Raw genomic sequence first — 13304 nt, 5'->3', positions numbered from 1 at the left:
GGTAAGAATTTGAGTATTCGAAGTGATAATTTAAAATAAAAAAAGGTTTCTCAAAATGAGAAACCTTTTCTAGCTAATTTAAATTTGTGAATAAGATATGTTATTCCATTCTTCTAAGAAGTATTGGCCATACTTTGCCTGCTGGTCTTGTAAGTACGACTGTACCTCGATCTCCTTCAGAATTACTAAAGTCAATAGTCATATCTGATCCTGAAGTTTCTTTGATAGTATATACGTATGTAAAATCTATCTCTTTGTTAGTATCGTTTTCTACTGTCTCGATAGTTCCACCTGCTTTTAAGTTGGTGCAATCCCACGTGATTAAAATTTCATCAAATTCGATTTTACTAAAAGTATCAACGTAACAGTTGTCAAATTGACCAAAACTAATATCTGATGTTGAATATTCACCTGGAGTATCGGTTTCGGACCAAGTTACAGTACCGCTTGGGAGATCTCCCGGATCTGTTTGGCACTGGCTTCTTCCACCTGGGGCTGATTGTAAAGAGGTTACTGTATACGTGTAGGTGTCTGCAAGACTTTCTGTAATATCACAACTAATGCTGCTTCTATATGCAAAAGGGGATGAGAAATACGATCCACCTGATACATTACCATTTACATCATCTTCAGAAAAAGATCTACCGTCTGTTAAGTTTATTTTAAACCTAAGTGCGAAATCATCACTTCCTTGAATCTTACTTTCGTCAACACCAGTAAAAGCTACAAGTTCATCTGCAGTGAATGTCACTACAGATTCTGGTAAGTTTCTTGGTCCTGTCGTGAAATCTGCTATTGTCAAAGTTCTAATTAACCCTTCGGTTGTAGTAAGGTTATCATCGTCAATAGTGCCATCGCTATTTGCGTCATCTTTTGTGTTTTCAACAAACCGAGCAAAAATTTCAATGTTATCAAGTAAATCCCCATTACTAGCGTCCTGTTCTTCGAGTGTAAGGATGTAATTTGATGTCGCAGTAAATTCTCCTGTAAGATTATTGTAAACCATATTATTGTCAGTGTCTCTCGTACGTAATACTGCTCCACTGGTCACATCGTCTAGAATTCTATCTACAATCTTATCATCTCCGCTACATCCTAAAGTAAGTATGCTGAGTAATGTAAGACTTAAATATTTTGTTATGTTTTTCATGTTTTTCATGTTTTTGGTAAATCCAATATTATTTATTCTTAGCATTAATTTGAGCTAGGAAATGTTGGAGAGTCTGGGTTATTGTCCCAGAATACTTTTTGATTAGTGTCTTTAGGACTAACAGATGAATTGTTAGTTGTTAAATCTGCCGGGTAAGGAAAAGACCTAATAAAGTTTCCTGGATTTGGTTCTACATTAGGTTGTAATGTATTTGGATAACCTGTTCTTCTGTAAAAATTATAAGCATCAACACCGTTCCCAAATAAAGCAACCCAATATTGCTGAGCGATAGCATTCCAGCGTTCTTGATCTGTTGTTGCGGAATCGAAACTACTTGTTCTTTCATTAACAAAGTTCGATACGGCAGTTGCATCTGGTTCGAAAGATAAATTTGCTGAAGGGTCTAGACTACTGAAAGTCTGAACTTTTGTAATAGATTTAGTAATTCCATTACTTAAAGCAGTTCTAGCAGCCATTATATTCATTTCTTCCATGGCAACTTCTGCAATCATAAAATCTACCCAAGATGATAACATGATAGGAGTAATACCAGCTCCTTGACCTCCATCTCCTTGAGAAGTTCCTTCAAAACTACTGTCGTCGAATCTTCCTCCTGCTGGATATACTCCAAAATTAGTTCTTAAGAACCCGTCTGGTGGAATACCATCATCGTCACCATGATCTCTACCCCAGTAACCGCTATTCAAGAAGCAAAAAGTAAACCCTCCGTCAATATAATGTTGGGGTGCACTTTCTAAAGAACAACTTAGTGTTTCTTCATTTGGTGCAATTTCGGCACCTGGTACAGCGTTAGTTTGTCTGTAATAGTAGTATCTAATTCTTGGGTCATCCGTCGTGAGCATTAAATTCATTAGCCAATTAGACATATATTCATCGGCACCATCTCCTTCGTAATTGTTCGCATATCTAGGATGACGGTTGTCTGGTTGTATAACATTTGTTCCCCAAGTAAATTGAAAATCTTCGTCAACTGTTTGAATATAATTCCCTGCTGTAACAATAGCATTAAAACTAGAAATGGCATCACTATCAACAAGCCTTTGTTGTAGGTAAATTTTCATTCTTAATGTATTGGCAGCTTTAATCCATTTATCCCAATCTCCATCATAAAAGAAATCATTAATAGGATCATTTTGTGGAGTACGACCAAAATTTACAATTGCATCTTCTAATAGGTTTAATGCAGCTTGGTAAACAACATTACCTGCATCAGGTTCAGGATTGAAATTTCCGATATTAGCTTGTAATGCTTCAGTATAAGGGATGTCACCAAAAAAATCTACTAATGTTACTATAGTATATGCTTCGATCACTTGGCTTATGGCGGTATGTCTGTATAGTTCTCCTTCTTCTGCTAGGGGAGTTAACGCTCTAATATCTGCTAGTATGCCATTAAATGTTTGGCTATGACCAAATTGATCGTTGAAAGAAACACCGGTAGATTGATAAGAACCACTCCATACGTCATTAAAGTCTGCAGGAGAATATGTGTTAGGGTAATCCCTACCATTCATATAATCGATTCGAGTTACTTGACCTGCGATCGCCCCAAAACGTTCAACTACTTTTCCAAAATCCACTTGAATAGAATTCAAAAATAGATCGGGATTAGATTGTTCAGGGGTTAACTGGTTTGGGTCATTTGCTAAATCCAACTCAGTACTTTCGCATGATATGAATAGTAATCCTAGTATTAAGGTCGTTACTATTGAAATTTTATATGATAATCTTAATTTAATCATGATTTTATGTTTTTTGTTAGAATGAAGCTTTGATACTTACACCATATCTTCTAGAACTAGGTCCATTTAAAAAGTCAAAACCTCGACCATTTCCTACACCTAGCCCTGCTACATTAGGGTCGAAATTAGTTCCATCAGGGATATTAAAGGCATTAAACCATAGGTTATATCCCGTTAAGTTCATACTAACAGCTCCAAAAGGAGTGTTATCTAAAAATTTAGTAGGTAGACTATAACCTAAAGAAAGTTCCTGTAGTCTAAGAACTGTTCCGTCAAATACACCTAATTCATCAGGTCCAAATAATACATTTGAAAAGTAAAATGTTGAGTTGTTAATTTGAACATTGTTTGGTGAACCGTCTTCTTGCACACCAGGAAGAATAAAAGTATTTATACGATCTTCTGTGTCTGTTGTAAGTCCTCTACCTAATAATGTAGATACGGTTCTAGAATAAATATCTCCACCTTTTACAAAAGCGAAAAGAAAACTAAGATTGAAATTTTTATAAGAAAAAGAATTTGAAACATTCAATAAGTAATCTGGATTCGGATCTCCAATAACAAAAGTCCCTTCTTCTTCAACATAATTTCCAGCACTATTTACCAAGAAATTCCCATCGTCGTCTCTTTGAATTCTGCTTCCTACGATAACACCAAGAGGTTCTCCTTCGATAGCTGCATTTCCTAAGTTTGAAAAACCTGAATATACAATGATATCTGTATCTGCTCCTAGATCCTCAACAGTTGTTTCTGATGTGGTAAAATTGATGTTTGTATTCCATGTAAAACCATTATCTGGTGATGTAACAATATCAACTCCAAGATCTGCTTCGAAACCTGTACTTTTAATTTCTCCAATATTCTCACTTCGTATAGTTGCTCCTGTTGAATTGTCAAGAGGTCGATCAATGATTAAATCTTTTGTGATTCTACTGTAGTATGAAGTGTTTAAGCTGATTCTGTTTTTGAAGAAACGGGATTCGATACCAAATTCGATTTCGTTTAATCGTTCTGGTTTTAAATCTGGATTACCTAATCTTGGTGCTGCAGAGTTTGTTACGATATCTCTTCCTGAATCTCTAAAGTTTTGTGTATCTATAAGTAAGGTTGTTGCAATAGGAAAACCTGTAGGGAAGTTTGCAGAGGTTCCGTATCCAGCTCTCACTTTTAAGTAATTGATACCGTTCTCACTTTTTATCCCCTTAAAAGCTGTAGTTGGAAGAAAAGACATACTTGCACTAGGGTAGAATATAGATCTATTCTCTGTACTTAAATTTGACACCCAGTCATTTCGTCCTGCTACAGTTACATATAACATTCTTCGATAATCGAAATCTGCTTGACCATAAAGACCAACAATATTTCTTTCTTGTTGGAATTCTATCTCATCTTGTACAGCAAAATTTTTGTGTTGGAATACATTAAAAACTTGTTGGTTTGTACTAGCGACACCATTTCGTTCAAAAATTTCTCTTCTTGATGTAGCACCTACGTTGAATGTCATCCCAACATCATCATTTAAAGAGTAATCTCCATTTATGATAAAGTTATGATCGAATATTGTGTTAATGTTCGTCCACGTTTGGTAAACACCGCTTCGTAAACCTGCATCATCACTAACTCCTCCTCGGTTTTGTTGATTCGTGTTAGATTCGGTATAGTTATCTAGTCCAAATCGGTACACTAAATTTAAATTTTCAGAAAGGTCGTATTGCAAAGTTCCATTACCAAAAACACGATTTGTGATTTGTCTATTTTGAGCATTGTTTACTGTCCATAAGGGATGTTGTATACTATTATTCTGTCTGTAATAAGTACTTGATCCATCAATTGGATTTTGAAAAGGTAATCCAATTAAATCAACACTACGAGGAGTGAAAAATAACTCTCCAAAAACAGAAGAACCAGTACCAAAAGCTCCATTACCTTGACTTGCTGCAACGGGTGGAGTTCTAAAGTCTGTTTTAGAATAATTTAAAGTATTTGAAAGTGTAAATTTATTTGATAGTTTAGCTCTTCCACCAAACCCTAGAGTGTTTCTTCTTAGCTTGTTTCCAGGTGTAAAACCTTCATCTTCAAGATAACTGTAGTTTGCATTGTAACTTAATGTGTTGTCTGCTGTAGTGCCTCTAAAATTTATAGCGGTATTAGATACTGCACCTGTTTTGAAGAAATTATCTACACTGTCATAAGGTCTCCAATCATATCGAGCTCCTGCAAATTCTGGAAAAGCGGCTGGGATTCCAGTGGCAGATGATGCTGTGCTATATGGATGTGCAAGTGTCCCGTCTGGATTAAATCCTCTATTTGGGTCATCGTTTATACCATTACCCCAACCAGCTACACCATCTCTTTCAAAACTTGGTCCCCAGTTACTAAAAAACCATCCAAAGGCTTGATCAAAACCGTTACCAAAGCTATCTTGGTAATCAGGTAAAGATGCTATTTCATTAAAGAAAAACGATGAGGTAATGGTTACCTCATTTTTCTTAACGGCATTGCCTGCAGATCCGTTTTTTGTGGTAATTAGAATTACCCCATTTCTTCCTGCAGTTCCATAAAGTGTAGCTGCTGCTAAACCTTTTAATACATTAACACTCTCGATACTATTAGGATCTAAATCTAAGAACCTACTAGATCCTGAGTTTCCATCGATAAAGTCATTTTGACCATTGCCATCATTTCCACCCTGTGAGTTTGTGTCACTACTAAATGGAACACCATCAACAATAAATAGAGGCTGATTACTACCACTAAATGAGCTGAGTCCTCTAATCACGATGTTTGTTCCAGAACCAGATAATCCGTTCTGCTGTGTAATGTTAACACCTGAAGCTTTACCTAGTAAAACTCGACCAATATCACCTTCTGCTCGTTGTTCTAATTGTTCGTTTTTTACCTCTGCAACAGCGTATCCAAGAGCTTGTTTCTCTCTTTTAATACCCTGCGCTGTTACAATAACTTCTTCTAATTGAGAAGTTGAAGCATCAAGTTGTACATTAATAGTAGTGCTAGCTCCTACGGTAACTTCTTTATTAGTGAAGCCGACAAAACTAAAAACCAGAACGTTTCCTGCAGAAGTTTCAATAGAGTATAATCCATCAAAATCTGATTGGGTTCCATTGTTTGTGTTTTTGATAATGATGTTTACTCCGGGTAAGGGAGAACCGTTATCATCTGTTACTTTACCAGTTATGGTTGTTTCTTGTGCAAAAGAAAATTGCACGACTAATGCCATGAAAAGCATTAGAATTTGCCTCCTAGTTAAATTCATTATTTGTGTGTTTATTTTAATTAGCCTTTACAAAATTGATAATAAAAAGCGATAAAAATGGTTTTTTTTTGAATATTTTAACGTTTATTAACGTGTAGGTTTGTTAATTTATAATAATTTAATAATCTTTTTGTTTTTTCGTAATTAGGGGTAATTGAGACTAGAGTAGTAGGTTTTTTTCTTTTCTTTTTTTAGCGTATGATATTTTAATTTTTACACGTAATATGCTGTTTTTCAAAAGATTAAATTATGTTTCTGTTAAATAAGCGTAGCTTGGAAGTGTCTCTAAAATCTTGTAGTAGTCTATGTTTGAAATGTAGGAATTGAGTTTTAGCAATGCGATTTTTTGCCATACGGAAAAACAGTAGTTCTTGTGTACTTATTTTGTTGCTTTTTAAATCTATTTGAAAATTAATCCCTTAGGATTTGATTTGCTGAAAAATATTTCTACCTTTGCAGCCCTTTAAAAAGGGATATTATAAAATTATTTAAAAATAGTGTAAAGCAAATTATGCCAACAATTTCACAATTAGTACGAAAAGGTAGAGCCAAAATAACTAAGAAGAGTAAATCGGCTGCTTTGGATTCGTGCCCGCAACGCCGCGGTGTTTGTACACGTGTTTATACTACTACACCTAAAAAACCAAATTCAGCTATGCGTAAAGTAGCTCGTGTTAGGTTAACTAATGGTAAGGAAGTAAATGCGTACATCGGTGGTGAAGGTCACAATCTCCAGGAGCACTCGATAGTATTAGTTAGAGGTGGAAGGGTAAAAGATTTACCAGGAGTTAGATATCATATCGTTAGAGGAGCTTTAGATACCGCAGGTGTTGAAGGTAGAACTCAACGTAGATCTAAGTATGGTGCAAAACGCCCTAAGAAGTAATTAAAAACTTTAAGAAGAAGACATGAGAAAAAGAAAGGCTAAAAAAAGACCTATTTTACCGGATCCACGTTTTAACGATCAATTAGTGACTCGTTTTGTAAATATGATGATGTGGGATGGTAAAAAGTCAACTGCTTTTAAAATTTTCTATGATGCTATTGATATCGTAGAAGAGAAAAAACAAAATGATGAAAAGACATCATTAGAGATTTGGAAAGACGCATTGTCAAATGTTATGCCACACGTAGAGGTAAGAAGCCGACGAGTTGGTGGAGCTACTTTTCAGATTCCAAACCCAATCAGACCAGACCGAAAAATTTCTACTGCTATGAAGTGGTTGATCCAATTTTCGCGTAAAAGAAATGAAAAATCTATGGCTCAAAAACTTGCTGCAGAGATTATAGCTGCAGAAAAAGAAGAAGGAGCAGCTGTTAAAAAGCGAGTAGATACTCATAAAATGGCTGAAGCAAATAAAGCATTCTCACACTTTAGATTTTAATCATTAAGAAATGGCTAGAGATTTAAAATACACAAGAAATATAGGAATTGCTGCGCATATTGACGCAGGAAAAACTACAACTACAGAACGTATACTTTATTATACAGGTGTTAGTCACAAGATAGGTGAGGTGCATGATGGTGCAGCAACTATGGACTGGATGGAGCAAGAGCAAGAGCGTGGTATCACGATTACTTCAGCTGCTACTACCTGTGAATGGAAATTCCCTACTGAAAATGGGCAGCCAATTGCGGATACAAAAGGTTATCATTTTAATATTATAGATACACCAGGTCACGTTGATTTTACGGTAGAAGTTAACCGTTCTCTTCGTGTTCTTGATGGTTTAGTGTTTTTGTTTAGTGCAGTTGATGGTGTTGAGCCTCAGTCTGAAACTAACTGGAGACTTGCTGATAATTATAAAGTGCCACGTATTGGTTTTGTAAACAAAATGGACCGTCAAGGATCTAACTTTATGGCAGTTTGTCAGCAGGTTAAAGATATGTTAGGGTCAAATGCTGTTCCAATAGTTATGAATATTGGTGACGAAGCTGATTTTAAAGGTATTGTAGATTTAGTAAAAAATCGCGCTATTGTATGGCATGATGAGACACAAGGTTCTACATTCGATATAGTAGATATTCCAGAAGAATTAAAAGCGGAAGCTGCAGAATTAAGAGGTAAACTTATTGAAGAAGTAGCTGCTTATGACGAGAATCTTTTGGAAAAATTTATGGAAGACGAAGATTCAATTACAGAAGACGAGGTGCATGCTGCTCTTCGTGCTGCGGTAATGGATATGTCAATAATTCCAATGATTTGTGGTTCTGCATTTAAAAATAAAGGAGTTCAGTTTTTATTAGATGCTGTATGTCGTTATTTACCTTCTCCAACCGATAAGGAGGGTATTGTAGGTGTGAATCCAAACACAGATCAAGAAGAAATCCGTAAACCAGATGTGAAGGAGCCATTTTCGGCTTTAGCTTTTAAAATCGCAACTGATCCTTTTGTAGGTCGTTTAGCATTCTTTAGAGCGTATTCAGGTCGTTTGGATGCAGGGTCATATATTCTGAATAATCGTTCAGGTAAGAAAGAAAGAATATCTAGGATATATCAGATGCACTCTAATAAGCAGAATGCTATAGAGTATATAGAGGCTGGAGATATTGGAGCTGCGGTTGGATTCAAAGATATCAAGACTGGTGATACCATGACTGATGAAAAGAATCCAATAGTTCTAGAATCTATGGACTTTCCTGATCCAGTAATTGGTATCGCGGTTGAGCCTAAGACTAAGGCAGATGTTGATAAATTAGGAATGTCATTAGCTAAATTAGCTGAAGAAGATCCTACATTCACAGTAAGAACAGATGAGGCTTCAGGTCAGACTATTATTTCTGGTATGGGTGAGCTGCATTTGGATATTATTGTTGATCGTTTAAAGCGAGAATTCAAAGTAGAGGTTAATCAAGGTCAACCTCAGGTAGAATATAAGGAGGCTATAACGCAATCTGCAGATCATAGAGAGGTTTATAAGAAACAATCTGGTGGTCGAGGTAAATTTGCTGATATAGTCTTTACTATTGAGCCTGCTGATGAAGGACAAGTAGGACTTCAGTTTGAATCTATAATTAAGGGAGGAAATGTTCCTAAAGAATTTATACCTTCTATTGAAAAAGGATTCAAAATGGCGATGGTAAATGGTCCTTTAGCAGGTTACGAGGTTGATGCTGTTAAAGTAACCCTTAAGGATGGATCTTATCATGATGTCGATTCTGATCAATTATCTTTCGAATTAGCTGCAAAATTAGGTTTTAAGAATTCAGCAAAAGCTGCAAAAGCCGTAATTATGGAGCCAATTATGAAATTAGAAGTTATTACTCCAGAAGAAAATATGGGTGATATCGTTGGTGATCTTAACCGTCGTAGAGGACAAGTTAGTGATATGGGAGATCGTGCAGGTGCGAAAACTGTAAAAGCTACCGTTCCACTTTCAGAAATGTTTGGATATGTAACAACATTAAGAACATTGTCGTCTGGTAGAGCAACATCTACAATGGAATTTTCTCACTATGCTGAAACACCTTCTAATATATCTGAAGAGGTAATAGCAGCAGCAAAAGGAGTTAACGCTTAATTTATTACAGAAATGAGTCAAAAAATTAGAATAAAACTGAAATCTTACGATCATAATTTAGTAGATAAGTCTGCTGAAAAAATTGTAAAGACGGTAAAGAGCACAGGAGCTGTAGTAACTGGGCCAATTCCTTTACCAACACATAAAAAGATATTTACAGTGCTTCGTTCTCCACACGTGAACAAAAAATCAAGAGAGCAGTTCCAATTAAGTTCTTACAAAAGACTATTGGATATATATAGCTCGTCATCAAAAACAATTGATGCTTTGATGAAACTAGAGTTACCGAGTGGAGTAGAAGTGGAAATTAAAGTGTGATAAGAAACTTTAATTTCTAATTTCTGATAAATAGATAAGAGATCTCTACAAGAGATATGAAAATGTCCCGAGCTGCGTGCAAGGGAAAAACGGCAAAAAGTACATTCAGGGTTGAAGTATTTTGACCCTGTTTTTTTGCAAGAGATTGAAAGCGATTTCAAATATAAATAAGAATAATTAATAAATAATTTAAATATGTCTGGGTTAATAGGAAAAAAGATCGGCATGACCAGCATTTTCGATGAGAATGGAAAAAATATTCCATGTACTGTGATCGAAGCTGGACCATGTGTGGTTACCCAAGTCAGAACTAATGAGGTTGATGGTTATGAAGCTATTCAGCTAGGTTTCGATGACAAAGCAGACAAAAATGCTACAAAAGCGGCTTTAGGTCACTTTAAAAAAGCAGGAACTGTTGCTAAACGTAAAGTTGTCGAATTCAAAAGTTTTGATGAGGAGTACAAATTAGGTGATACGGTAACAGTAGAGCACTTTGCTGAAGGAGAGTTTGTTGATGTTTCAGCAACTTCTAAAGGTAAAGGTTTTCAAGGTGTTGTTAAAAGACACAACTTCGGTGGGGTTGGTCAAGCGACTCACGGTCAGCATAACCGATTAAGAGCTCCGGGTTCAATTGGTGCGGCTTCATATCCTGCGAGAGTATTCAAAGGTATGAAGATGGCTGGAAGAATGGGTGGAGATCAAATAAAAGTTCAAAACTTGAGAGTGCTAAAAGTAGTTCCTGAAAAGAACTTACTTGTGGTTAAAGGTTGTGTCCCTGGGCACAAAAATGCATACGTAACGATTCAGAAGTAATGAAAGTAACGGTAATTGATATAAACGGAAAAGAAACAGGTAGAAAGGCAGACCTTTCGGATGCTGTTTTTGGTATTGAACCAAATAATCATGCTGTGTATCTAGATGTGAAGCAGTATTTGGCTAATCAACGTCAAGGTACTCACAAAGCAAAGGAGCGTGCAGAGATTGTTGGTAGTACAAGAAAAATCAAAAAACAAAAGGGTACTGGTACGGCTAGAGCTGGTAGTATTAAGTCTCCAGTTTTTAAAGGTGGAGGTAGAGTGTTTGGTCCAAGACCACGTAACTACTCTTTTAAATTAAATAAGAATCTTAAGAAATTAGCGCGTAAATCAGCATTAAGTATTAAAGCTGGAGATAAGGCAATAACAGTTGTAGAAGACTTTAGTTTTGATACTGTTAAAACAAAGAATTTTACTGCTGTTTTGAAGTCTTTAGGACTTGAAAACAAAAAATCTTTGTTTGTGTTGGCTGAGTCAAATAAAAATGTATATTTGTCGTCACGCAATTTGAAAGATTCAGAAGTTATAACCTCCTCAGAATTAAGTACTTACAAAATACTTAATGCAGAAAGTATTGTTCTTCTGGAAGGTTCTTTGAAAGGAATTGAAACGAATTTAAGTAAATAGAAGCCATGAGTATCTTAATAAAACCTATTATTACAGAAAAGGCTACCGCTGATAGTGAGGTATATAACCGCTATGGTTTTGTGGTAGAGAAAAAAGCGAATAAGGTAGAGATCAAAAAAGCAGTCGAGGCTGTTTATGGTGTTTCTGTTACTAAAGTTCGTACAATAAATGTCCGTCCAGACCGTAAAACTCGTTATACAAAAACGGGTATGGTAACTGGTAAAACAAGCGCTTATAAAAAAGCAATTGTACAGGTGGCGGAAGGTGAAGTAATTGATTTATATAGTAATCTTTAAGACTAAAAAATGTCAGTAAGAAAATTAAAACCAATTACCCCAGGTCAGCGTTTTAGAGTAGTAAATGGGTTTGACGCCATAACTACTGATAAGCCGGAGAAGAGTTTATTAGCTCCGAAAAAAAGATCTGGAGGTAGAAACAGTCAAGGAAAAATGACTATGCGCTACAAAGGTGGTGGTCATAAAAGAAGATATCGTATTATAGACTTTAAGCGTGATAAGCAAGGAATCCCTGCTACCGTAGCTACAATAGAATACGATCCTAACAGAACTGCATTCATAGCACTTTTAAACTACCAAGATGGTGAAAAGCGTTATGTAATAGCCCAAAACGGTTTACAAGTAGGTCAAAATATCGTTTCAGGAAGTGATATAGCTCCAGAAATTGGTAATGCAATGCCGCTTAGTAGTATACCTTTAGGAACAATCATTTCATGTATAGAACTTCGTCCAGGTCAAGGTGCTGTTATGGCACGTAGTGCGGGATCATTCGCGCAGCTTATGGCTAGAGATGGTAAATTTGCAACTGTGAAATTACCTTCTGGTGAAGTAAGAATGATCTTGGTTAACTGTATGGCGACTATTGGAGCTGTTTCTAACAGTGATCATCAATTAATTGTTGGTGGTAAAGCTGGTAGAACACGATGGTTAGGTCGTCGTCCCCGTACTAGACCAGTAGCAATGAACCCGGTTGATCACCCAATGGGTGGTGGAGAAGGACGTTCATCTGGAGGTCATCCACGTTCTAGAAAAGGTCTTCCTGCTAAAGGATATAGAACCCGTTCTAAGACGAAAGCGAGTAATAAATATATTGTAGAACGTAGAAAGAAATAATAAGATATGGCACGTTCATTAAAAAAAGGACCTTACGTTCACTATAAGTTAGAAAAGAAAGTAGCAGCAAATGTTGAGGCTAATAAGAAATCTGTAATCAAAACTTGGTCAAGAGCCTCTATGATTACTCCGGATTTTGTAGGACAAACAATTGCAGTTCATAATGGTCGCCAATTTGTACCTGTATATGTTACAGAAAATATGGTAGGTCATAAACTAGGAGAGTTTTCGCCAACACGTTCGTTTAGAGGACACGCTGGTGCTAAAAATAAAGGTAAAAAATAATTTAAGTCATGGGAGTTCGTAAAAGAGAAATGGCAGATAGAATTAAGGAAGAGAAAAAGCAAGTTGCTTTTGCTAAGCTTAATAACTGCCCTACGTCACCTCGTAAAATGCGCTTAGTTGCAGATTTGGTTCGTGGTGAGAAAGTTGAAAAAGCGATTCATATTCTTAGATTTAGTCCTAAAGAAGCATCGCGACGTTTAGAAAAGTTATTGCTTTCTGCAATAGCTAACTGGCAAGCGAAAAATGAAGACGCTAGTATCGAAGATGCTGACCTTTTTGTAAAAGAAATTCGTGTAGATGGAGGAAGTATGTTAAAAAGACTACGTCCTGCTCCACAGGGTCGCGCGCACAGAATAAGAAAACGCTCTAATCACGTTACAATCGTGGTAGCAGCAAACAATAATACACAAAGCTAATATA

The 13304-nt window shown here is 36.1% G+C and carries 13 protein-coding genes; 10 read left to right on the top strand and 3 right to left on the bottom strand.

Annotated features, from left to right (window positions below; all coding sequences use genetic code 11):
• Window positions 1-100: 100 nt before the first annotated feature.
• The 3 genes from AWE51_RS14185 to AWE51_RS14175 are packed head-to-tail and all read right to left on the bottom strand — an operon-like array spanning window position 101 to window position 6187.
• Entirely contained in the window at window positions 101-1150 is a 1050-nt protein-coding gene (locus AWE51_RS14185) for a hypothetical protein (RefSeq protein ID WP_147405095.1), read from the bottom strand.
• Window positions 1151-1194: 44 nt separating this feature from the next.
• Entirely contained in the window at window positions 1195-2913 is a 1719-nt protein-coding gene (locus AWE51_RS14180) for a SusD/RagB family nutrient-binding outer membrane lipoprotein (RefSeq protein ID WP_066314471.1), read from the bottom strand.
• A 16-nt stretch (window positions 2914-2929) separates the two neighbouring features.
• Window positions 2930-6187, bottom strand: coding sequence for a SusC/RagA family TonB-linked outer membrane protein (locus tag AWE51_RS14175; RefSeq protein WP_066314470.1), 3258 nt, complete (start codon window positions 6185-6187; stop codon window positions 2930-2932).
• Between the two features lie 511 nt (window positions 6188-6698).
• On the opposite strand from AWE51_RS14175, the gene rpsL reads away from it, so the two are divergent.
• The 10 genes from rpsL (at window position 6699) to rplV (ending at window position 13300) form a co-directional block, all read left to right on the top strand.
• Window positions 6699-7073, top strand: coding sequence for a 30S ribosomal protein S12 (rpsL, locus tag AWE51_RS14170; RefSeq protein WP_024770883.1), 375 nt, complete (start codon window positions 6699-6701; stop codon window positions 7071-7073).
• 22 nt (window positions 7074-7095) lie between these two features.
• Window positions 7096-7572 carry a 30S ribosomal protein S7 gene (rpsG, locus tag AWE51_RS14165; RefSeq protein ID WP_024770882.1) on the top strand — a complete coding sequence of 159 codons (477 nt, stop codon included), beginning with the start codon at window positions 7096-7098 and terminating at the stop codon, window positions 7570-7572.
• A 10-nt stretch (window positions 7573-7582) separates the two neighbouring features.
• Window positions 7583-9709, top strand: coding sequence for an elongation factor G (gene fusA / locus AWE51_RS14160; RefSeq protein WP_066314469.1), 2127 nt, complete (start codon window positions 7583-7585; stop codon window positions 9707-9709).
• 12 nt (window positions 9710-9721) lie between these two features.
• Window positions 9722-10027, top strand: coding sequence for a 30S ribosomal protein S10 (gene rpsJ / locus AWE51_RS14155; protein WP_010181931.1), 306 nt, complete (start codon window positions 9722-9724; stop codon window positions 10025-10027).
• Window positions 10028-10222: 195 nt separating this feature from the next.
• The gene (gene rplC, locus AWE51_RS14150; protein WP_066314467.1) at window positions 10223-10840 is read left to right on the top strand and encodes a 50S ribosomal protein L3; all 618 of its coding nucleotides are present in this window, start codon (window positions 10223-10225) and stop codon (window positions 10838-10840) included.
• The gene (rplD, locus tag AWE51_RS14145; RefSeq protein WP_066314466.1) at window positions 10840-11469 is read left to right on the top strand and encodes a 50S ribosomal protein L4; all 630 of its coding nucleotides are present in this window, start codon (window positions 10840-10842) and stop codon (window positions 11467-11469) included. The genes rplC and rplD overlap by 1 nt, the downstream gene beginning before the upstream one ends.
• Window positions 11470-11474: 5 nt before the next feature.
• On the top strand, window positions 11475-11765 hold the full coding sequence (gene rplW, locus AWE51_RS14140; RefSeq protein WP_066314464.1) for a 50S ribosomal protein L23: 291 nt from the start codon (window positions 11475-11477) through the stop codon (window positions 11763-11765).
• A gap of 9 nt (window positions 11766-11774) precedes the next feature.
• Window positions 11775-12599: a 50S ribosomal protein L2 gene (gene rplB, locus AWE51_RS14135; RefSeq protein ID WP_066314463.1), complete on the top strand. Its 825-nt coding sequence runs from the start codon at window positions 11775-11777 to the stop codon at window positions 12597-12599.
• A 6-nt stretch (window positions 12600-12605) separates the two neighbouring features.
• Entirely contained in the window at window positions 12606-12884 is a 279-nt protein-coding gene (rpsS, locus tag AWE51_RS14130) for a 30S ribosomal protein S19 (protein ID WP_019386271.1), read from the top strand.
• A gap of 8 nt (window positions 12885-12892) precedes the next feature.
• Window positions 12893-13300, top strand: coding sequence for a 50S ribosomal protein L22 (gene rplV / locus AWE51_RS14125; protein WP_066314462.1), 408 nt, complete (start codon window positions 12893-12895; stop codon window positions 13298-13300).
• The last annotated feature ends 4 nt before the right edge of the window (window positions 13301-13304 follow it).

Origin of the sequence: Aquimarina aggregata (genome assembly GCF_001632745.1) — a bacterium.
Taxonomy (GTDB): domain Bacteria; phylum Bacteroidota; class Bacteroidia; order Flavobacteriales; family Flavobacteriaceae; genus Aquimarina; species Aquimarina aggregata.
The sequence above is the reverse complement of the archived record's forward strand: the minus strand, read 5'-3'. Positions and strand labels throughout refer to the sequence as shown.